Source organism: Actinoplanes sp. NPDC020271 (assembly GCF_044388125.1).
GTDB lineage: Bacteria > Actinomycetota > Actinomycetes > Mycobacteriales > Micromonosporaceae > Actinoplanes.
In genome coordinates, this window is record NZ_JBIRWQ010000002.1 from 486,651 (window position 1) to 507,349 (window position 20,699).

Annotated in this window: 17 protein-coding genes; 10 read left to right on the forward strand and 7 right to left on the reverse strand. The window is 70.9% G+C overall.

The genetic code is table 11. The features are described from left to right. Window positions 1-71: 71 nt before the first annotated feature. Window positions 72-1,304, reverse strand: a complete 1,233-nt coding sequence (gene glgC, locus ACH442_RS05945) for a glucose-1-phosphate adenylyltransferase (protein ID WP_396336794.1) — start codon at window positions 1,302-1,304, stop codon at window positions 72-74. A gap of 58 nt (window positions 1,305-1,362) precedes the next feature. After that, a complete protein-coding gene (locus tag ACH442_RS05950) occupies window positions 1,363-3,579 on the reverse strand; it encodes a putative bifunctional diguanylate cyclase/phosphodiesterase (RefSeq protein WP_396336795.1) in 2,217 nt (738 codons plus the stop codon). An 81-nt stretch (window positions 3,580-3,660) separates the two neighbouring features. Here ACH442_RS05950 and glgA point away from each other — a divergent pair, with 81 nt between their 5' ends. Together glgA and ACH442_RS05960 are read left to right on the forward strand one after the other, a co-directional pair. Continuing rightward, window positions 3,661-4,854 (forward strand): glycogen synthase, encoded by a 1,194-nt coding sequence (glgA, locus tag ACH442_RS05955; RefSeq protein WP_396336796.1) that lies wholly within the window; start codon window positions 3,661-3,663, stop codon window positions 4,852-4,854. Further along, the gene (locus ACH442_RS05960; RefSeq protein WP_396336797.1) at window positions 4,851-6,482 is read left to right on the forward strand and encodes a glycoside hydrolase family 10 protein; all 1,632 of its coding nucleotides are present in this window, start codon (window positions 4,851-4,853) and stop codon (window positions 6,480-6,482) included. Before glgA ends, ACH442_RS05960 begins: the two co-directional genes overlap by 4 nt. 81 nt (window positions 6,483-6,563) lie before the next feature. Here ACH442_RS05960 and ACH442_RS05965 read toward each other — a convergent pair whose 3' ends face one another. Together ACH442_RS05965 and ACH442_RS05970 are read right to left on the reverse strand one after the other, a co-directional pair. Then, entirely contained in the window at window positions 6,564-6,956 is a 393-nt protein-coding gene (locus ACH442_RS05965; RefSeq protein WP_396336798.1) for a hypothetical protein, read from the reverse strand. Between the two features lie 2 nt (window positions 6,957-6,958). Continuing rightward, a complete protein-coding gene (locus ACH442_RS05970; protein WP_396336799.1) occupies window positions 6,959-8,587 on the reverse strand; it encodes an ABC-F family ATP-binding cassette domain-containing protein in 1,629 nt (542 codons plus the stop codon). Between the two features lie 71 nt (window positions 8,588-8,658). On the opposite strand from ACH442_RS05970, the gene ACH442_RS05975 reads away from it, so the two are divergent. Then, complete coding sequence (locus ACH442_RS05975; protein WP_396336800.1) at window positions 8,659-10,221, forward strand: diguanylate cyclase domain-containing protein; 1,563 nt, start codon at window positions 8,659-8,661, stop codon at window positions 10,219-10,221. Here the strand turns inward: ACH442_RS05975 and ACH442_RS05980 are convergent. Then, complete coding sequence (locus tag ACH442_RS05980; RefSeq protein ID WP_396336801.1) at window positions 10,214-11,023, reverse strand: PhzF family phenazine biosynthesis protein; 810 nt, start codon at window positions 11,021-11,023, stop codon at window positions 10,214-10,216. The two genes, ACH442_RS05975 and ACH442_RS05980, sit on opposite strands and share 8 nt — an antisense overlap. A gap of 113 nt (window positions 11,024-11,136) precedes the next feature. On the opposite strand from ACH442_RS05980, the gene ACH442_RS05985 reads away from it, so the two are divergent. Both ACH442_RS05985 and ACH442_RS05990 read left to right on the forward strand, forming a co-directional pair. After that, a complete protein-coding gene (locus ACH442_RS05985) occupies window positions 11,137-12,561 on the forward strand; it encodes a sigma 54-interacting transcriptional regulator (protein WP_396336802.1) in 1,425 nt (474 codons plus the stop codon). 2 nt (window positions 12,562-12,563) lie between these two features. After that, window positions 12,564-14,519: a VWA domain-containing protein gene (locus ACH442_RS05990; protein ID WP_396336803.1), complete on the forward strand. Its 1,956-nt coding sequence runs from the start codon at window positions 12,564-12,566 to the stop codon at window positions 14,517-14,519. A 4-nt stretch (window positions 14,520-14,523) separates the two neighbouring features. Here the strand turns inward: ACH442_RS05990 and ACH442_RS05995 are convergent, their stop codons facing one another. Together ACH442_RS05995 and ACH442_RS06000 are read right to left on the reverse strand one after the other, a co-directional pair. Further along, window positions 14,524-15,489, reverse strand: a complete 966-nt coding sequence (locus tag ACH442_RS05995; RefSeq protein ID WP_396336805.1) for an AraC family transcriptional regulator — start codon at window positions 15,487-15,489, stop codon at window positions 14,524-14,526. Between the two features lie 86 nt (window positions 15,490-15,575). Next, a complete protein-coding gene (locus ACH442_RS06000) occupies window positions 15,576-16,196 on the reverse strand; it encodes a maleylpyruvate isomerase family mycothiol-dependent enzyme (RefSeq protein WP_396336807.1) in 621 nt (206 codons plus the stop codon). A 310-nt stretch (window positions 16,197-16,506) separates the two neighbouring features. Between ACH442_RS06000 and ACH442_RS06005 the strand changes: the two genes are divergently transcribed. The 5 genes from ACH442_RS06005 to ACH442_RS06025 all read left to right on the forward strand — a co-directional run bounded on the left by ACH442_RS06005 (window position 16,507) and on the right by ACH442_RS06025 (window position 20,692). Then, the gene (locus tag ACH442_RS06005; RefSeq protein ID WP_396336808.1) at window positions 16,507-17,451 is read left to right on the forward strand and encodes an RNA polymerase subunit sigma-70; all 945 of its coding nucleotides are present in this window, start codon (window positions 16,507-16,509) and stop codon (window positions 17,449-17,451) included. A gap of 146 nt (window positions 17,452-17,597) precedes the next feature. Beyond that, complete coding sequence (locus tag ACH442_RS06010) at window positions 17,598-18,221, forward strand: CDP-alcohol phosphatidyltransferase family protein (protein ID WP_396336809.1); 624 nt, start codon at window positions 17,598-17,600, stop codon at window positions 18,219-18,221. Beyond that, complete coding sequence (locus ACH442_RS06015; RefSeq protein WP_396336810.1) at window positions 18,218-19,342, forward strand: DUF881 domain-containing protein; 1,125 nt, start codon at window positions 18,218-18,220, stop codon at window positions 19,340-19,342. Before ACH442_RS06010 ends, ACH442_RS06015 begins: the two co-directional genes overlap by 4 nt. After that, complete coding sequence (locus ACH442_RS06020) at window positions 19,339-19,671, forward strand: small basic family protein (protein ID WP_203738020.1); 333 nt, start codon at window positions 19,339-19,341, stop codon at window positions 19,669-19,671. The genes ACH442_RS06015 and ACH442_RS06020 overlap by 4 nt, the downstream gene beginning before the upstream one ends. A gap of 34 nt (window positions 19,672-19,705) precedes the next feature. Continuing rightward, entirely contained in the window at window positions 19,706-20,692 is a 987-nt protein-coding gene (locus ACH442_RS06025; protein ID WP_396336811.1) for a DUF881 domain-containing protein, read from the forward strand. Window positions 20,693-20,699 lie beyond the last annotated feature (7 nt).

The window sequence follows — 20,699 nt, forward strand, 5'->3', positions numbered from 1 at the left end:
AGGGATGCTACGGGCCGATCGGAGTTATCGTCCATCCGACGTTTAGTCGATCGGCCCGTCGATGATCGTCGTTACAGCTCGACCCGTTGGCCTTTCCCGATGACGACGACGCCGTTGTCGCTGACCGTGTAGAGCTTGCGGTCCCGATCGAGATCGACGCCGATCTGCGCACCCTCCGGAATGGTCACGTTCTTGTCGATGATGGCGTTGCGGATGACCGAGCGACGGCCGACCGAGACACCCTCCATCAGCACCGCGCCCTCCACGTGCGCCCACGAGTTGACCCGCACGTTCGGCGAGATGATCGAACGCTCGACGAGGGCGCCGGAGACGACCACCCCGGGGGAGATCATCGACTCGATCGCGCGGCCCTGCCGGTCGTCGTAGCCGTGGACGAACTTGGCCGGCGGCCACGAGCCGTAGTTCGTGAAGATCGGCCAGTCGTGGTTGTAGAGGTTGAAGATCGGCAGCGTGGCGATCAGGTCCATGTGGGCCTCGTAGAACGAGTCGAGCGTGCCCACGTCCCGCCAGTAACCACGGTCGCGGTCGGTCGCGCCGGGCACGTCGTTGTCGCGGAAGTCGTAGACGTTCGCCTCGCCCCGCTCGACCAGCATCGGGATGATGTTGCCGCCCATGTCGTGCTTGCTGTCCGGATTCTGCGCGTCCAGGCTGACCGCCTCGCACAGCGCGCGGGTGGTGAACACGTAGTTGCCCATCGACGCGTACACCTCGTCGGGGGAGTCGGCGAGACCCTTGGCGTCGCGCGGCTTCTCCCGGAAGGCCTGGATCTTCTTACCGTCCGGACCGACCTCGATCACGCCGAACTGGTCGGCCAGCGACAGCGGCTGCCGGATGCCGGCGACCGTGACCGCGGCGCCCGAGGCGATGTGGTCGTTGACCATCTGCTTCGGGTCCATGCGGTAGATGTGGTCGGCACCGAAGACGATCACGTAGTCCGGCGACTCGTCGTTGATCAGGTTGAGGCTCTGGTAGATGGCATCGGCCGAGCCGGCGAACCAGCGCGGGCCGAGCCGCTGCTGGGCCGGCACCGGGGTGACGTAGTTGCCGAGCAGCGTGGACATCCGCCACGTCTTGGAGATGTGCCGGTCGAGCGAATGGGACTTGTACTGCGTCAGCACGACGATCTTGAGATAGCCGGCGTTGGCGAGATTGGAGAGAACGAAGTCGATCATGCGATAGATGCCGCCGAACGGGACACCGGGCTTGGCCCGGTCCGCAGTCAGGGGCATCAGGCGCTTGCCTTCTCCACCGGCCAGAACGATCGCAAGCACCTTGACAGCCATGGCAAGGACGCTAATGTCCCGGGTGGCCGTTCGCCACCCAAAGCAGACCGAAGTTTGGTCAAGCGAGCGTGGCGTGGCTCTCTCGGATCAGCAACTCGATGATCTCCGGGTCGGCCGGCCGTCCGAAATGATAGCCCTGGACCAGATCGCAGCGCATCTCCCGCAGCTGCGCCGCCTGGGTGGCCGTCTCCACGCCCTCGGCGACCGTGATCAGGTCCTGGCTGCGGGCCAGTTCGAGGATCGCCCGGGTGATGCTGGCGTCGTCGATGAACGAGCGGTCGATCTTGAGGATGTCCACCGGCAGCCGCCGCAGGTAGGCAAGCGACGAGTACCCTGTGCCGAAGTCGTCGATCGCGATCCGGATCCCGTGCTCGCGCAGCCGGACCAGCACCGCGGTGTCCGCCGTGTCGATCAGTACCGACTCGGTGATCTCCAGGACCAGGCCCGCGCCCGGCATCGACGTCTCGGCGAGGATCGCGAGCACGGTGTCCGCGAACGACGGGTCGCGCAGCTGGTGGGTGGAGACGTTCACGGTCACGTAGACGCCCTCACGCCGGAACCAGTCCCGGGCCCGGGTACAGGCCAGCCGCAGCGCGTACGTGCCGAGCTCGCCGATCAGCCCGCTCTGCTCGGCGACCGGGATGAACACCGCCGGCGGGACCAGCTCGTCGCCGCGGCGCCAGCGCATCAGCGCCTCCACCCCGGTCATCCGGCCCGACACCGGGTCCACCACCGGCTGGTAGTGCAGGAACAGCGACCCGTCGGCGAGCGCCTCGCGCAGGCCGGCGGTGGTCCGGGCGCGCTCGGTCTGCTCGGCCCGCAGCGACTCGTCGAAGAGCGCGAGCGCGGCTCCGCCGGCTCGTTTGGCCTTGCGCAGGGCGAGGTCCGCGTCACCGAGCACGGCCGACGGCGGATTTCCCGGTACGGCCGTGGCCAGTCCCGCACTCGCGGTCAGCCGGATCCGCCGGTCGTCGACGACCACGGGCGCCCCGGACACGGTGTCCAGCACCCGGGCGGCCAGTTCGGCGCCCGCCGCGGGGTCGGTCAGCAGCAGCCCGAACTCGTCCCCGCCCAGCCGCGCCACCAGCGCCACCTCGGGCGCGAAGAGCAACAGCCGCCCGGCGAGCCGGCGCAGCACCTCGTCGCCGACCGGATGCCCGTAGGTGTCGTTGACCGCCTTGAACCCGTCCAGCGAGCACAGCACCAGGCTGTGCACCCGGTCCCGGACGGCCGGCCCGCTCAGCTGTTCGAGCAGCAGCTCCCGGTTGGCCAGGCCGGTCAGCGCGTCGTGCCCGGCCCGGTACTGCAGGCGCCGCTGCAGCGCGGCCTGCTCGTCGACCGCGACGCGCAGCGCGGCAGCCTGCCGGTCGGAGTCCCGGGCGTGCCGCCGGGCGATCCGGGCCAGCAGCCAGACCCGGAGTACCAGCAGCCCGCAGAGCGTGGCGGTGAGCAGCGCCGGAACCCAGCCGGCGGCGCTGTGCCGGGTGGCGAACAGGGGCAGCAGCGGCGCGACGATCGCAATCGTCACGATCGCGGCCAGCCGGCCCCGGCTGATCCGGTCGCCGCCGTGGTCATGGGTGCCGAGCCGGGCCGCGTCCGGGTGCAGCGCGGCCGCGGCGGCGAGGACCCCGGCGTACTGGATGAACAGGAACGATCCGCCGCCCGGCAGGAACGGGCCGGGCCCGGTGCCGTTGGTGGCCGCGTACCACAGATGCGCGCCGAGCATCGCCAGGCCGGACGCGCCGAGCAGGCGCGACGGTGCCCGCCAGGGGTGGGCCAGCCCGCGCAGCGCGGTGGCCAGCAGCGCCAGGTCGACCACGGCGTAGAGCGAGGCGAGCGCGTTGTCGACCTGCTGGTACCCCGGCGCGTCCAGGTACGGCAGCACCACGAACGACCAGGCCAGCATCGCCAGCCCGACGACCACCGCGCCGGCCTCGACGCCGAGCTCGGCCAGACTGCCGGGCAGCCGCCGCCGGCGGGTCAGCAGGAGCGCGGCGACGCCGAAGAGCGCGTACTGCGGGACGAGGACGAGCCCGCTCAGGGTGTTCGTCGGCGGGACCGGGCCCACCGACCACCACAGGATCGACGACAGGGCGGCCGCCCGCGCCGTGGTCAGTACCCACCAGCCCGGCCCGGAACGCACCCGGACCGTGATCACCAGACCGGCGGCCTGCACCGCCACGAACACCGGCCACGCGGCGAACAGGTGGGCGGCGGTGACCGCCACCCCGCCGATGATCAGGGCGTACTGCCACGCCGGTCGCCTGTTGAGCACTCGGACATTGCAGCCGCGGGCGGTTGCGGGCGGGGTGCGGGACCCGGTCGTGAACGGTTGCGGTCGGCTATTGTGCGGGGCGTGGCTCTGCGTGTGGACCTTCTGACCCGTGAATACCCGCCGGACGTCTACGGCGGCGCCGGCGTGCACCTGGAATATTTGACCAGGGACCTGCGACGCCTGGCCGACGTGCGGGTGCACTGCTTCGGCGCACCCCGCTCGGAGGAGGGCGTGACCGCGTACCCGGAGCCGGCCGAGCTGGCCGGGGCCAACGCCGCGCTGCGCACCATGGGGGTGAATCTCGCGATGGCCGACGGCTGCGCGGGGTCGAGCATCGTGCACAGCCACACCTGGTACGCGAACTTCGCCGGCCACACCGCGAAACTGCTGCACGGCATCCCGCACGTGATGACCACGCACAGCCTGGAGCCGCTGCGGCCGTGGAAGGCCGAGCAGCTCGGCGGTGGGTATGCGCTGTCCTCCTTCTGCGAGCGGACCGCGATCGAGAACGCCGACGCGATCATCGCGGTGAGCGCCGGGATGCGGCGGGACGTGCTGAAGGCGTACCCCTCGGTGAATCCTGACAAGATCCAGGTGGTCTACAACGGGATCGACACCGAGCTGTACGCCCCGGATCAGGGCACCGACGTGGTCGACCGGCTCGGGATCGACCGCAACCGGCCGAGCGTGGTCTTCGTCGGGCGCATCACCCGGCAGAAGGGCCTGCCGTACCTGATGCGCGCCTGCCGGGACCTGCCGTCCGAGGCGCAGATCATCCTCCTGGCCGGGGCGCCGGACACGCCGGAGATCGCCGCCGAGGTGACGTCGCTGGCCGACGAGCTGCGGGCCGTCCGCGACCCGCAGGGCGTCGTCTGGGTGCAGGAGATGCTGCCCAAGCAGGAAGTCATCCAGGTCCTCACGCACGCCACCGTTTTCGTCTGCCCGTCGATCTACGAGCCGATGGGCATCGTCAACCTGGAGGCGATGGCCTGCGAGACCGCGGTGGTCGCCACCGCCACCGGCGGCATCCCGGAGGTCGTCGCCGACGGCGAGACCGGCCTGCTCGTCCCGATCGAGCAGGTCGAGGACGGCACCGGCACCCCGGTCCACCCGGAGAAGTTCGTCGCCGACCTGGCCGCCACGCTCACCCGGGTGCTCAACGACCCGCAGCTGGCCGAGCAGATGGGCAAGGCCGGTCGCCGCCGGGCGGTCGAGCACTTCAGCTGGGCGCGGATAGCCGAGGACACCCTCGACGTCTACCGGTCGGTGCTGTGACCGGGGTTCAACGTCTCCGCCTCGGGCTGCTCCTGTCGGTCGTCCTGATCGCCGCGCTGGCGATCGGCGCGGGACTGGTCCGGGCGGCGTTCTACCAGGCCTCCGCGGCGCCGGCGATCAAGGGCGACACGTTCGCCGCGCCGGCCGCCGCGCCCGCCGGGACGACCGGTCAGTGCGCCGGGCAGCCCGCCCAGGCGACCCGGGAACTGCGCGGCATGTGGCTGACCACGGTCTACAACCTGGACTTCCCGAGCAAACCAGGACTGAGCGAGGCGCAGGTCAAGGCCGAGTACCTGGGGTGGCTCGACGTGGCGGTCGCGCAGAACCACAACGCGATCTTCGTGCACGTACGACCCAGTGGCGACGCGTTCTGGCCCTCCGACTACGCACCCTGGTCGAACTGGCTCACCGGCCGCTTCGACGGACGGTCACCCGGGTGGGACCCGATGGCGTTCATGGTCACCGAGGCACACGCGCGCGGCCTGCAGTTCCATGCGTGGTTCAACCCGTACCGCGGAACGCAGCCGGCCCCCGGCGGCGGTGTCGGCACCGATGCGGCCAAACTCGCGCCGAACCACCCGCTGCGCCTGCACCCGGAATGGCGGATCGCCTATCCGAGCGGCAAGACCGGCCGTTTCTACTTCGACCCGGGAATCCCCGAGGCCCGCAAGTTCGTCGAGGACTCGATGCTCGAAGCGGTCCAGAAGTACGACGTCGACGGCGTGCACTTCGACGACTTCTTCTACCCGTACCCGGAAGGCAGCGGGGAGGACTTCCCGGACGCCGCCTCGTTCGCGAAGTACGGTGCCGGGAAAGCCAAGGCCGACTGGCGCCGGGAGAACGTGAACACCCTGGTCCGCGAGATGCACGAGCGCATCCAGCAGATCAAGCCGTGGGTCAGTTTCGGGATCAGCCCGTTCGGCATCTGGCGTAACCGGACCACCGATCCGCAAGGCTCGGCCACCAGCGGCCTGGAAAGCTACGACACCATTTACGCCGACACCCGGAAATGGGTGCAGAACGGCTGGCTGGACTACATCGCGCCCCAGTTGTACTGGACGATCGGCTTCGACAAGGCCGATTACACCACCCTGCTGAAATGGTGGACGACCCTGATGAAGGGCACGAACGTCCAGCTCTACATCGGCATGGCCGACTATCGGGTCGGTGAGAAGGGCGACTGGAGCAGACCCGCGATGCTCGATCAGGAGATGACCCTCAACCGGCAGTACGGCGTGCAGGGCGAGATCCATTTCAGCGCCGCCCAGGTCCGTGGCGACAAGCAGGGTGCGGTCACCCGGTACCGCAAGGCGCACTACGCGTCGCCGGCGTTGCTGCCCCGCCTGGCCCGGCACGCCGCCACCGCCACGCCGGCGACCCCGCAGCTGACCGCGGCCCGCAAGGACGCCACCGGGAAACTGGTCTTCACGCAGAGCGGCGTGGCCACGACGAACTGGGCGCTGTACCGCACCACCGGCGGGCCGGCCGCGCTGGTCGCCACCGGTCGCACCGGCGCCGAGATCGCCGACCCGCACCCGGCCGCGAACAGCACGTACTGCCTGAGCGCCGTGGACCGCACCGGCACCGAGAGCCCGCTCAGCCCCGCGTTGACGCCGCCGGCGGCTTGATCGAAGTTCCGGGCGGAACGCAGCAAAGCGCCGCGCTGCCCCGGTGTCCGGGGCGCGCCGCCGCGCTGCCCGGGTGAGCGGTCAGGCGACCTGGCAGTAGAGCTTGCGGCGGGATCGCGCCAGCGCCGCCACCGCGTCGATGATCTTGCGGGCCTGCGCCGGGTCGAGCGTCTCGCCGTCCTGAGCGCGGGCGGCCACCCAGCGCCGGGTGAGGTCGGCCAGCGCCGCCGGGTTCGCCGCCGCGAGCGCCTTGGTCAGCCGCGGCAGGAAGCCGAGGATGATCGGCGACTCCTCGTCGTTGACCTGTTCCGGCCCGTCGACGTCGTCCATCGAGCGGTCGAGCAGCAGACTTTCCCACTCCTCGAGGCTGGCGAAGACGTCGAAGTTCCCGAAGACGACCTTGTCCCGGCCGGGGCCCTGATCCTCCGCGGCGGCGTCGTCGGCGGCGGTGTAGAAGGTGATGATCGTGCTCATGTTCAGCCGGTGACCTTGCCGTCGGCCACCTCGAGGTGGCGGTTCGTGTCGACCGCGGAGAGCATCCGGCGGTCGTGAGTGACCAGGAGCAGGGTACCGGTGTAGGACGACAGCGCCGACTCCAGCTGTTCGATCGCCGGCAGGTCCAGGTGGTTGGTCGGCTCGTCGAGGACGAGCAGGTTGACCCCGCGGGCCTGGAGCAGGGCGAGCGCGGCGCGGGTCCGTTCGCCGGGGGAGAGCGACTCGGCGGGCCGGGTCACGTGCGCCGACTTGAGGCCGAACTTGGCGAGCAGCGTGCGGACGTCGGCGTCGGGCCAGTCGGGCACGGCGTCGCCGAACGCGCGGACCAGCGGCACCGAGCCGAGGAACAGTCCGCGGGCCTGGTCGACCTCGCCGACGACCACGCCCGGGCCGAGGTGCTGGGTGCCCGCGTCCAGCGGCAGGCGGCCGAGCAGCGCCGCGAGCAGCGTGGACTTCCCGGCGCCGTTGGCCCCGGTGATCGCCACCCGGTCGCCCCAGTCGATCTGCAGGGTGACCGGCCCGAGCGCGAACGACCCGCGCTCGACCACGGCGTCACGCAGCGTGGCCACCACGGCCCCGGCGCGCGGCGCGACGGCGATCTCCATCCGGAGTTCCCACTCCTTGCGGGGCTCCTCGACCACCTCCAGCCGCTCGATCATCTTCTCGGTCTGGCGGGCCTTGGCGGCCTGTTTCTCGCTGGTCTCGCCCCGATGACTCTTGGCGATCTTGTCGTTGTCGGGGGCCTTGCGGCGGGCGTTGCGCACGCCCTTGTCCATCCACGCGCGCTGCATGCGGGCGCGTTCCAGCAGGTCTTCCTTCTTGTCGGAGTACTCCTCGAAATGGTCACGGGCATGGGCCCGCGCCCGCTCGCGCTCTTCGAGGTAGGAGCCGTAGCCCCCGCCGTACAACCGGATCTGGTTCTGATGAAGATCCAGTTCAAGGACCTTGTTCACGGTACGGGTGAGGAACTCCCGGTCGTGGCTGACCACCATCACGCCGGCGCGCAGCCCCGTCACGAAGCTCTCCAGGCGTGCCAGCCCGTCCAGGTCGAGGTCGTTGGTCGGCTCGTCGAGCAGGTACACGTCGTAGCGGCTGAGCAGCAGCGACGCCATGCCGGCCCGGGCCGCCTGGCCACCGGAGAGCGCCGTCATCGGCAGGTCCAGGTCGATCGCGAACTCGGCCGCCAGGGGTTCGGCGCGTTCGTCGAGATCGGCGCCACCGAGGTCGAGCCAGCGTTCCAGCGCGACCGCGTACCGGTCGTCGGCGCCGTCCGTGCCCGTGGCCAGTTCCTCGGCGGCCGCGTCCATCGCGGTCTGCGCGTCGGCGACGCCGGTGCGCCGGGCCAGGAACTCCCGCACGGTCTCCCCGGCGCGCCGCTCCCGTTCCTGCGGCAGGTAGCCGATGTTCGCGGTGGGCGGGCTCAGCGAGACGGTCCCGCCCTCGGCGGGCAGGATTCCGGCGAGGGTACGCAGGAGCGTGGTCTTGCCCGCACCGTTCACGCCCACCAGGCCGATCACGTCGCCGGGCGCGACCACCAGGTCCAGCCCGGTGAAGAGGTTGTGGTCGCCGTGCCCAGCGGCGAGGTCCCGGGCGATCAGTGTGGCGCTCATCGGGGTGACATCCTACGCATCCGGCACGCTGAAACCTTCATGACGGGCGGTCACCCGCCGATCACCTCTTCGTGACAAGGCTGGCGTACGGGCGAGAAGCGTGGCAAGCATGGCGCCGTGACCCGGCGATGCTGGCCGCGATCACCTGGACCGTGCTCGCCGGGGTGCTGCTGTTCAGCGTCGACGGCGCGAACACGCAGGTACGCCTGTTCTGGATCTTCCAACCGCCGCTGGACCTGCTGCTGGCCTGGTCGTCGTGGCAGGTGTTCCGGGTCGCGAAGCACCCGATGCGCCGTTTCTGGCGGCTGATGGCCTGCGGAGCGGTGCTTTTCACCATCGGTGACACCGTGCAGGCGGCGCTGTCGATGACCCGCCAGGACCAGTGGTCGACGGGCGGGGGCACGGTCCAGTCCGCCTGCTTCGCCGTCGGCCTCTCACTGATCATCATCGGGATGCTGATCCACCCGCACCCGAACCGGACCCGCCGCGAGTCGCTCGCCTTCTGGCTCGACTCGGCGACGGTCCTGGTCGGTGGTGGGGTGGTGGCCTGGTGCTTCGCCGTCGACTCGGCGCACCAGGACGCCAACACCAGTCTGGTCGGCTCACTCGCGGCCGGCGCGGTCGTGCTGACCTCGTCGTTCGCCGCGGTCAAGCTGGTCCTGTCCGGGAACGCGCCGATGAACAAGGCGGCCGCGATCCCGATGATCGTCTCGGCGGTGGTGAACAGCGTGGGTCTGTTCGTGGCGCCGCCCTCGGCCGGCGAATCCCTGCCGCCCTACGTCTACCTGGTCCGGCTGCTCCCGTCGCTGCTGATCGCGATGGGGCCGCGCACGCAGGAAATCATCGCCCGGTTCGACGAGACCGCGTTCGGGGCGCGGCGGCGCCGGCCGTACAGCCTGCTGCCGTACGGCTCGATCGTGGTCGTCTTCGTGACGCTGCTCTACGTCCTGCCGCACAACCAGGGGCGCACCGACGCCCAGCTCTGGGGTGTGGTGGCCGGCTTCGGGGCGATCATCGCGCTGGTCGTGGCCCGGCAGCTCGCCGCGTTCCACGACAACACCCGGCTGATCGACCAGCTCGACACCACGCTGACCGAGCTGCGCGAGCACGAGCAGCGGCTGCGGCACCAGGCGCTCTACGACGAGCTGACCGGGCTGGCCAACCGCGCGCACTTCCGCGAGGAGACCACCACCGCCCTGGAGAAGGCCGAGGCCCGGCCGGGCAGCGTCGCGCTGCTGCTGGTCGACCTCGACGGCTTCAAGGCGGTCAACGACACCCACGGTCACCAGGCCGGTGACCTGCTGCTCGCCGGGGTGGCCGAGAAGCTGCGCCAGTCGGTGCGCTCCGGTGACCTGGTGGCGCGGCTCGGCGGCGACGAGTTCGCGGTGCTGCTGCGCGACTGCACGGTCCGCGACGCCGAGCAGACCGCCCAGCGGATCCTGCGCTCGATGAAGGAGCCGGTCGACGTCGGTGACCTCGCGGTCTTCGCGAACGCCAGCATCGGCATCGCCTGCGCCGAGGAGAGCGACGACGTGCGCACGCTGCTCCACGACGCCGACATGGCGATGTACGCCTCCAAGCATCAGGGCAAGGGCACCTGGAACCGTTTCCAGGACGGGATGGTCCTCAACTGATCGGCACCGCCGTCCCGCTGACCCGGACGCCCGGCTCCCCGGCGACCAGGCGCACCGTGATCCGGCTCGGCCGCCCCAGGTCGTCACCCTGCCGCAGGTGCAGCGTCGCGTCGCCGGCGACCAGGCCCAGCTCGCGCAGGTAACCGCCGAGCGCCGCGGCCGCCGCGCCGGTCGCCGGGTCCTCGTAGACGCCGCCGATCGGGAACGGGTCCCGCACGTCGAACGTGTCCGCGCTGTCGCGGAACACCAGCTGGACCGTCGTCCAGCCGTGCTCGGTCATCAGGGACTTCAGCGCCGGCACGTCGTAATCCAGGTCCGCCAGGCGCTTGCGGCTGGTCACGGCCAGGATCGGATGGTACGCACCGGCGTACGCGACCCGGGGCGCAAGCGCCGGGTCCAGATCGCCGGAGTCCCAGCGCAGCGCGCCGAGCAGCGCCCCGAGCTCAGCCTCGGGAAGCGCGGAGACCGCCGGCGGGACGCTCGTCAGCGTGGCCACCCCCTGCGTGTCGACCGTCACGGGAACCTCCCCGGCGTTCGTCACGAAGAGGTGGTCGCCCGGGCCCAGCGCGACCGCGGTGGCGACCGTCGCGTGACCGCAGAACGGGATCTCGGTCAGCGGGCTGAAGTAGCGCACCCGGAGACGGTCACCGTCCCGCTCGGTCACGAACGCTGTCTCGGAATAGCCCAGCTCGGCCGCGATCTCCAGCATGCGGGCGTCGGTCAGGGCGGAGGCGTCGAGGACCACGCCCGCGGGGTTGCCTCCGGACGGGGTGTCGGTGAATGCCGCGTACCTCGAAATCATGGAACGAAGCGTCCCGCGCGGCCGCGGCCGGGGGCAAAAGCCAATCCCGCGGCTCTGGCCGCGTTCCCGATCACAGTCGCCGGTTGTCAGGTCTGCGGAGTAGCGTTCCAGCGGTGACAGAGGGTTCTACCGCGATCATCCTCGAAACTCCCGCCGACCTGCCGCGCACCCTGGGCGAGCTGCGAGCCTCCGGGCACGAGTTCCGCACCGTCAAGGAGGAGCTGCGCGACAACCTGCTCCACAAGTTACGCACCGGCGAGACCCGCTTCCCCGGCATCGTCGGCTATGACGACACCGTGCTGCCCGAGGTCGAGCGGGCGCTGCTCGCCGGCCACGACATGGTCCTGCTCGGTGAGCGCGGCCAGGGCAAGACCCGCCTGATCCGCGCCCTGACCGGGCTGCTGGACGAGTGGACGCCCTACATCACCGGCTCCGAGCTGCACGAACATCCCTACCACCCGCTCACCCCGGCGATCCGCCGGCTGGCCGCCGAGGCCGGCGACCTGCTGCCGATCTCCTGGCTGCACCGGTCGGAGCGGTATGGCGAGAAACTCGCCACCCCCGACACCAGCGTCGGTGACCTGATCGGCGACGTCGACCCGATCAAGGTCGCCGAGGGGCGCGCCCTGGGCGACCCGGAAACGATCCATTTCGGTCTCGTCCCGCGCACCAACCGGGGCATCTTCGCCGTCAACGAGCTGCCCGACCTGGCCGAGCGCATCCAGGTGTCGCTGCTCAACGTGCTGGAGGAGCGGGACATCCAGGTCCGCGGCTACCAGCTGCGCCTGCCGCTCGACGTCCTGCTGGTCGCCTCGGCCAACCCGGAGGACTACACCAACCGGGGCCGGATCATCACCCCGCTCAAGGACCGGTTCGGCGCCGAGATCCGCACCCACTACCCGGTCGACCTGGAATTGGAGACGGCCCTGGTCCGGCAGGAGGCGGCGCTGGTCGCGGCCGTCCCCGAGCACCTGATCGACGTGATCGCGCGCTACACGCGGGCGGTCCGCGAGTCCTCGTCGGTGGACTCGCGCTCCGGCGTCTCCGCGCGCTTCTCGATCGCCGCGGCCGAGACCGTGGCGGCGTCCGCGCTGCGCCGGGCCGGGCTGCGCGGCGAGCGCGAGGCGGTGGCCCGCATCTGCGACACCGTCTCGGTCACGTCCACGCTGCGGGGCAAGGTGGAGTTCGAGAGCGGGGAGGAGGGGCGGGAGACCGAGATCCTCGGTCACCTGCTGCGCGTCGCGACCGCCGAGACGTTCCGGGCCCGGCTCGCCGGTCTCGACCTGTCCGGCTTCACCGACCTGGTCGCCGAGGGCGCGATCATCGAGACCGGTGACCTGGTCAGTGCGGAGGAGCTGCTCACCCAGATCGGCACGGTCCCGGGCCTGGCCAAGGTCCTGGAACGGCTCGGCCTCGGCGACGCCCCGAGCCAGGGTCAGGCCGCCTCGGGCATCGAGTTCGTCCTGGAGGGCCTGCATCTGACCCGCCGGCTGGCGAAGGAGCTGACCGACGACGGCCGCACCATCTACGGGAGCTGACGATGGCTCGTAACGTCTTTCGGTACGGCGCGTGGCGGGACGGGCCCGACCCGCTCGCCCCGCCGTATGACGTGCGTGCGGCCGTCGACGAGATGGGTGAGCGCGTCATGCAGGGCGACAGCCTGCGCGACGCGCTGCGTGACCTGATCCGGCGCGGTCCGCGCGACGGCCGGGGGCTGGACAGCCTGCGCGACCGGGCGCGACGGCTCCGGCGGGACGCGCTGCGCCGGGGCAATCTGGACGGCGCGGTCACCCGGGCCCAGCAGATGCTCGACCAGGCCCTGGCCACCGAGCGGGACACGTTGCGCGCCCGCGACGACATGGATGCCCGCTTCAACGAGGCCGTCCTGGACAACCTGCCCCGGTCGACGTCTCAGGCGATCTCGGAACTGTCCGAGTACAACTGGGCGTCGCCGGAAGCTCGTGACATCTACCAGCAGATCCTCGACGGACTGAAGCGCGAGGTCGTCGAGCAGCGCTTCGCCGGCATGCGCAACGCCCTGCAGAACGGTGACTTCTCGGAAGTGTCGGCCATGGTCGGCGACCTCAACCAGCTGCTGGAGAAACACGCCCGCGGCGAGGACACCGACGACGCCTTCCGTGACTTCATGGACAAGCACGGCAGGTTCTTCCCGGACGATCCGCAGAACATCGACGAGCTGATCGACTCCCTGGCCCGCCAGGCCGCGGCGGCCGAACGCCTGATGCGGTCGCTGAGCCCGCAACAGCGCGAGGAACTGCAGAACCTGATGGATCAGGCGCTCGGCGACGGCCCGCTCCGGGGGCAGCTCGCCGAGTTGACCGACAACCTGAAGGCGCTGCGCCCCGGCATGAACTGGGGTCGCGGCGAGCGGATGCGGGGCGGGGAGGACCTGGGCTACGGCGACGCGGCCGAGGCCCTCGGCGAGATCGGTGACCTGGACGGGCTGATCGATCAGCTCGGTCAGGAACATCCCGGCGCCACCCTCGACGACGTCGACGTGGAGGCGGTGGAACGGCAGCTCGGCCGGTCCGCCGCCGACGACCTGCGCCGGCTGCGTGAGCTGGAACGCGAGTTGCGCCGGCAGGGCTGGGTCCAGCGCGACGACGAGGGGCTCACCCTGTCGCCGAAAGCGCTGCGCCGGCTCGGCCGGACTGCGCTCTCAGCGATTTTCCGCGACATCACGGAAGGCAAGCGGGGCGAGCACGACATGCGCGACGCGGGTGCGGCCGGTGACCTGATCGGCTCGTCCCGGCGCTGGGAGTTCGGCGACGACCAGCCGCTCGACGTGGTCCGCACACTCGGCAACGCGGTCCGCCGCCGGGCCGGCTCGCGCGGCACGGCCACCCTGCCGGTGCGGCTGGAGCCGGAGGACTTCGAGGTCGCCGAGACCGAGCGGCGCGCGTCGGCGGTGGTCGCCCTCTGCGTCGACCTGTCCTACTCGATGTTCGCCGACGGCCGCTGGGGCCCGATGAAACAGACCGCCCTCGCGTTGTCGCACCTGGTCGCGACGAAGTATCCGCAGGACGCGTTGCAGATCATCGGCTTCGGGAAGTATGCGATGTCGCTCTCCCAGGGCGAGCTCGCCGCGATCGAACCGACCATGGAGAAGGGCACGAACCTGCAGCACGCCCTGAAACTGGCCGGCCGGCACCTGCGGCGGCACCCGGGCGCCGAGCCGGTCGTCCTGGTCGTCACCGACGGTGAGCCGACCGCGCACCTGGAGGACGACGGCGAGGCGACGTTCTGGTGGCCGCCCCTGCAGGAGACGGTCCAGGCCACCGTGCGCGAGGTCGACCTGCTGACGCGGTACGGGGCCACGATGAACGTGTTCATGCTCGGCGACGACCCGGGCCTGCAACGGTTCATGGACGCGGTGGCCCGGCGCAACGGCGGCCGGGTGTTCAGTCCGGACGCCGCCGAGCTGGGCCGTTACGTGATCGACGACTACGTGCGCGCCCGGCGCGGCCGTCGATGACAGGTCACTCCCGCAGCGTCTCCGACGGCGAGACGGTGTACCGCTCGCGGTAGGCGGCGGCGAAGCGGCCCAGGTGCGTGAACCCGTAGCGGTACGCCACCTGGGCCACCGTCGTCGCACCCGGGTCCGCAGCCCGCAGGTGGTCGTGGACCAGGGCCAGCCGCACCTGACGCAGGTAGGTCATCGGCGGCATACCGACGTACCTCGCAAAGCTCTGTTGCAGTGCCCTCGAACCCACCCCGGCGATGCCGGCCAGATCAGCCACCGTGAACGGGCGGCCCGGCTGCGCGCGCATCGCCTCGACGACGCGCCGGATAGCGCCCGGAGCGGCGAGCGCCGGGCTCTGCCGGTCCAGCGGCCCCCGATAGCGGTGATCGGTGGCCAGCAGCAGCCCGGTGACCAGTGCTTCCTTCATCCGGGCGCCGATCACCGGGTGCTCGGTCAGCCCGTCCGGCCCGCTGGCGTCGGCGGTGATCACCTCGACCAGCCGGGCCCAGCTCGCCCCGGCCCCGCTCGAGATGTCCAGCTCGGGCCCGAGGTCGACCGGACCGCGCAGCGGACGGTCCAGCATCCGCTCCAGCTGGGTCTCCAACTCACTGCGCCCGATCTTGACGGCGAGGATCCGGCTGTCCCCGGACCAGTTGTCGACGACAGTGTCACCGATCGGCTGGAACACCGCGGCGGACACGCCGGCCCGGGCCAGACGCGTCCCGTCACGCCCCTGATGCCAGGCCATGGTGCCGGTCAGCGGCAGGTTCACGTGGTAGGCACCGAGCTCGCCGGCCCGCACCCGCACGTCCACCCCGAAATTCAGGTCACCCAGAGTGATCGACTTGCAGCCGCCGACCGCGAACCGCGCGGTCCAGTCCTCCGCGGGGCGCAGCACCTCCACATCCATCGTGTAGAAGGTCCGGCGCAGGATGTCCCGGGCCTCGTCGACGTCGGTCAGATGAAAACTCGAAGCGTGCACGCTTCACAGCTTGACCCCTCAATTGGCACCGCGCCAATCCGAACGGAATCCACCTCCCGCAACCTGATCAGGCGCTTTGTCGTCGGTCATGCGGTGTACCGCCCTGCGCCCGGCCCGGTCAGCAGACCCGTCGGGAGTCGCCGCCCGCAGACCACCATCAGCAGGTCCTGGCCCCTCCCGCGCACCGGTTCACCGTCGCCGAACGACCATTCCAGGTCGGTCGCGACCAACCGGACGCCGGATAGATCGGTGCCGAAGTAGCCGATGCTCCGCGGGGACATGCCGTCGAGCACCGCCGCCAACCGGCCGGACGGAACCGACCGTTCAGGGAACAGCGCAAGAGTGATGTCCAACCCGTGGATCACGTCGTGCGACAACGCCCCGGCCGCCCCGCCACCCGGTGGCGACCACGGATGCTCCACGTTGTCGCGTACCTGAGCCAGCAGTTCGGCCGTGCTCATCGCCGCCGCGTCCCGCCGCGCCACCCGATCCGCCATCCGGTCGAACCGGCCCCCGGCCCGCGCCAGATCCAGGAAGAAACGCGGCGCGCGCGTCCGGAACGGATACGTGATGTGCGCGACCACCTCCCGCACCCGCCACCCCTGGCACAGCGTGCCCGCATCCCACTGGTCGCCGGTCAACCCCGCGAGCATCTCCGCCAGCTCGGCCCGCTGCGCGGCGATCTCCCTGCGCACGTCGGTCTGCATCGTCGTCCTCCTCGGTCAGCTGTCACTCCGGAAGAGATACGGCGGTGCCGCCCCTGATTAATCGGTCCGATGTCCCCGTACGTCGTGAGCCCGGTCCCGCCCGGCCCCGCGCGACCCCCGGCCCGCTTCCCGCCGGCCCGCGCCTCCCGCCCTTCGGCTTCGCGTGGGCCTTGTTCGTGCCTCATTGCACCCATGAGCCAGCCGGTGGGGTGAGTCGCGTCGCGTGCTCAGCTCGGTGCGGGGCTCGCGGAGGTCCGCGCCGGGCTGAGCTGCCGGCGCGGGGAGGGCCGGGGGTGGCTAGGGTCGGGGCGTGGAGGAGGTGCTGGCGGGGCTGCGGACGGAGCTGACCGGGTACTGCTATCGGATGCTCGGCGCGGGGAACGAGGCCGAGGACGCGGTGCAGGACACGTTCGAGCGGGCGCTGCGGGCCGCGGACCGGTATGACGCGGCGCGCGGTTCGGTGCGGACCTGGGTGTACCGGATCGCGACCAACGTCTGTCTCGATCTGCTGCGCGGGGCGGCTCGGCGGGCCTTGCCGATCGACTTGAGCGTTCCGGGGAAGGCGGGGGAGCCGTTCGGGGCGTTGCTGCCGGCCGGGGCGGAGGTGCGGCCGGTCCCGGATCGGCTGGTGCTCGACCCGGCGCAGGATCCGGCGACGCTGGTGGTGCGGCGGGAGAGTGTCCGGCTGGCGTTCGTGGCGGCGTTGCAGCATCTACCGGCGCGGCAGCGGTCGGTGCTGATCCTGCGGGACGTGCTCTCCTGGTCGGCCGCCGAGGTCGCAGAGTTGCTGGACACGTCGGCGGCGTCGGTGACCAGCGCGTTGCAGCGGGCGCGGGCCACGTTGCGGACGGTCGCGCCGCGGCCCGGTGACGTGCTGGACCCGTCGGACGCGGGGCAGCGGGAGTTGCTGGCGCGGTACTGCGCGGCGTTCGAGAACCATGACGTCGCCGGGCTGGTGTCGCTGCTGCACGAGGATGCGACGACGTCGATGCCGCCGTTCGCGTGGGGTTTGCTCGGGCGGGAGCAGATCGGGCTGGCGATGGCCGCGCCGGAGGCGGCGTGCGTCGGGCACAGGCTGGTGCCGGTGGTGGCTTCCGGGCAACCGGCGTTCTGGCAGATGCGGCCCGCCGGCGACGGCTTCGTGCCGTTCTCGCTGGTCGTGCTGGACATCGCGGACGGCCGGGTGATCAACACCACGACCTGGCTGGAAGTCCCCATGGCGGCGTCGCTCTGGCCACTGTTCAACGCTTCCTGACCCGGCCGCCGGCCACTTACCTAGCCTCCTAGGAAGCATTAGGGGGTGTGGCGAGCGTGACTGGGCGACGGCACCCGGTAGGCAGGTGGTTATAGTGCTCGGCGAGCGTGTGCGACAGGCATGTCGCACTAGAGGGGGAGAGGAAGATGCCGCAGCAGCCTGCGTCGTCCATCGAGACCTCCGACCGGATCTTCACGATTCCGAACGTGATCAGCTTCATCCGGCTGCTCGGGGTCCCGCTCTTCCTCTATCTGCTGCTCGGCCCGCATCACGACGTGGCCGCGGTGATCGTCCTCGCGATCGGCGGCACCACCGACTGGGTCGACGGCTACGTCGCCCGCCGGATGAACTCGGTATCCCGGCTCGGTGAGCTGCTCGACCCGTTCGCGGACCGGCTCTACATCCTGGCCACGCTGATCGGTTTCACCATCCGCGACGTCGTCCCGTGGTGGCTGACCGGCGCGTTGCTGCTGCGTGAGGCCGTGCTCGGGGTCGCGCTGCTGGTCCTGCGGCGGCACGGCTACGGGCCGCCGCCGGTGCACTACGTGGGCAAGACCGGCACGTTCGTGCTGCTCGCCGCGTTCCCGGTGATCCTGCTGGCGAAGGCGGTGCCGTCGATCGACGGCTGGGCGCAGCCGGTCGGCTGGGGTCTGGCCTGGTGGGCGCTGGGTCTCTACTGGGCCGCCGGTGCGCTCTATCTGATCCAGGCCACGCGTCTGCTGCGTGCCGATCGGGCCGACCCGGGCCCGTCCCGGGCGGTCGCGCCGTGACTCGTCCGGCGTCGCCCGAGGAGACATCCGGAAAAGCCACGTCGAGCCCGGCCCCGCCCGAGCAGACGCTCGGCAAAGCCAGCTCGAGCCCGGCCCCGCCCGAGCAGACGCTCGGCAAAGCCACCTCGAGCCCGGCCCCGCCCGGGGGTTCATCCGGGACAGCCACGGCGAACGGTAAGTCGTCGACTCCGGACCCGGACGGGACCGCGGCCGGCAAACGCACCTACGGCCCCGACTTCCTCACCGCGCTCTTTCAAAACCCTCTCGATCCGGGGTATGCCGATGCCGCCGCCCGGCGAGCGACCGGTTACCGCCGGACCGGCGCCCGTCGCGGTGCGACCAAGGCGCTGGCCTCGGTCACCATGGTCGCGATCGGGTTCCTGCTGGTGATCGGTTACCAGCAGACGGTCGCCGACGAGCCGAGCCGCACCCAGGCCAAGGACGCGCTGATCCAGCAGGTGGAGAGCCGGCGCGAGCAGACCGAGCAGTTGCAGGTCCGGGCGGATGCGCTGGCCGGCCAGGTCGAGAAGTTGCGCGAGCAGGAGCTGGGTGGGGCCGAGACGGCCAAGCTCGACAATCTTGAGGCGGCGGCCGGGCTGGCCGCGGTGCGCGGGTCGGGGGCGCGGATCCGGCTGGTCGACGGGCCGGCGACGATGGACGCGGTGACCGGTGAGCGCACCACGGACAACCGGGTGAAGGACACCGACCTGCAGCTCGCGGCGAACGCGTTGTGGGCGGCCGGTGCGGAGGCGATCGCGATCAACGGGCAGCGCCTGACCGCGACGTCGACGATCCGGCAGGCCGGCGAGGCGATCCTGGTCGACACGAGGCCGGTGACGACGCCGTACGAGGTGATCGCGCTCGGCCCGGATCATCTGGCCGAGGATTTCCGCAGTGGGTACGCCGGCAAGTTCTTCGACAGCCTCACGCAGACGTACGGCATCTCGTTCGAGGCCGCCAAGGTCCGCAACGTCACCCTGGACGCCGCGCCGGAGCTGAAGCTGCGGTCGGCGGCGCCGAGCACTCCTCCGCCCGCTCCGTCGGGCGCCTCGTCCGTGGCCGGTTCCGGCGTCCCCTCGGGACCGGTGCCGACTCTCTCACCGTCGGAAGGCGGCCGATGATCGCCGTACTCGCCCTGATCGCCGGTGTCCTGCTGGGCATCGTGTTCCATCCGTCGGTGCCGCTGGAGCTGGTGCCGTACCTGCCGATCGCGGTGATCGCGGCCCTCGACGCGGTGTTCGGCGGCTTGCGCGCGAAGCTGGACGGCATCTTCGACGACAAGCAGTTCGTCGTGTCGTTCATCTCGAACGTGCTGGTGTCCGCGTTGATCGTCTACGTCGGTGATCAGCTCGGCGTCGGCAGTCAGCTCTCCGTCGGTGTCGTGGTCGTGCTCGGCGTCCGGATCTTCGGTAACGTCGCGGCGATCCGCCGGCATCTGTTCCGCGCGTGACCGTGACTGCCGGGTGTGACTACGTGGGGACTCGATGACCGATCGCGAGGATGACAGGCGCGACCAGACGCCGCCGGATTTCGAGCTGCCGACCGCGGGGCGCAAGCCGCCTGCCGTCGACGCGCCGGCGAGCGCCGCGGATCGCACGCCGCCCGCTACGGCCGTACCGGGAAATCCCGAATTTGATCTTGGCGGTGACGACACTCGCCCGGGTGACGTGGCCGTGGAGGAGATTTCCCCCACGTCACCCGAATCGTCGATGTCCGACACGCCCGAGCCCGCCGTCGACGGAAGTGATCTTGAAAACAGCCCGGCGAGGCAACAGAAGCCGGGGCTGAAACGTCCGGCCCCGGCCGGGACGCTGATCTGGGTGCTGCTGGCCCTGCTCGGGTTCACGCTCGTGGTGCAGCTGCGCAGCAACGACGCCGACAGCGGTCTGTCGACCATGCGGCAGGAGGATCTGGTCCAGATCCTGAGTGATCTGGAGGCCCGCGACAGCCGCCTCAACACCGACATCGAAAGCCTGGAGCGTACGCGTCAGCAGCTCACCTCGGGCGTCGAAGGCCGCCAGGCGGCCCTGGAGGAGGCCGGCAAGCGCAGCCAGGAGCTGGGCCTTCTCGCCGGGACGATCGCCGGCCGCGGCCCCGGGCTCGACATCGTGCTGGACAAGGTGAAGGCGTCCGACGTGCTGAACACCGTGCAGGAGCTGCGCGGCTCGGGCGGTGAGGTGATGCAGATCAGCGGGTCGGACGGCTCGGCGGTCCGCATCGTCGCGTCCACCTATTTCGTCGATGCGGCCGGTGGTGGCATCATCGCCGACGGTGACCGGCTGTCCGGCCCGTTCCGCCTGCTCGTGATCGGTTCTCCGGAGACGATGAGGACGGCGCTGCAGATCCCGGGCGGGGTGGTGGCGTCGGTGAAGAGCGACGGCGGTAGCGTGACCATGGATTCGCAAGCCATGGTCGAGGTGACCGCGGTGCGTAAGGCGACTGCCCTGCAGTACGCCCGTCCGGTTTCGTGACTACGGA

What these genes read in the sequence shown, in the direction of transcription:
- ACH442_RS05970 (WP_396336799.1), bottom strand. Translation starts at nt 8,587, where the DNA reads ATGAGCGCCACACTGATCGCCCGGGACCTCGCCGCTGGGCACGGCGAC.
- ACH442_RS06000 (WP_396336807.1), bottom strand. Translation starts at nt 16,196, where the DNA reads ATGCAGACCGACGTGCGCAGGGAGATCGCCGCGCAGCGGGCCGAGCTG.
- ACH442_RS06020 (WP_203738020.1), top strand. Translation starts at nt 19,339, where the DNA reads ATGATCGCCGTACTCGCCCTGATCGCCGGTGTCCTGCTGGGCATCGTG.
- glgC (WP_396336794.1), bottom strand. Translation starts at nt 1,304, where the DNA reads ATGGCTGTCAAGGTGCTTGCGATCGTTCTGGCCGGTGGAGAAGGCAAG.
- ACH442_RS05980 (WP_396336801.1), bottom strand. Translation starts at nt 11,023, where the DNA reads ATGATTTCGAGGTACGCGGCATTCACCGACACCCCGTCCGGAGGCAAC.
- ACH442_RS05990 (WP_396336803.1), top strand. Translation starts at nt 12,564, where the DNA reads ATGGCTCGTAACGTCTTTCGGTACGGCGCGTGGCGGGACGGGCCCGAC.
- ACH442_RS06010 (WP_396336809.1), top strand. Translation starts at nt 17,598, where the DNA reads ATGCCGCAGCAGCCTGCGTCGTCCATCGAGACCTCCGACCGGATCTTC.
- ACH442_RS05965 (WP_396336798.1), bottom strand. Translation starts at nt 6,956, where the DNA reads ATGAGCACGATCATCACCTTCTACACCGCCGCCGACGACGCCGCCGCG.
- ACH442_RS06025 (WP_396336811.1), top strand. Translation starts at nt 19,706, where the DNA reads ATGACCGATCGCGAGGATGACAGGCGCGACCAGACGCCGCCGGATTTC.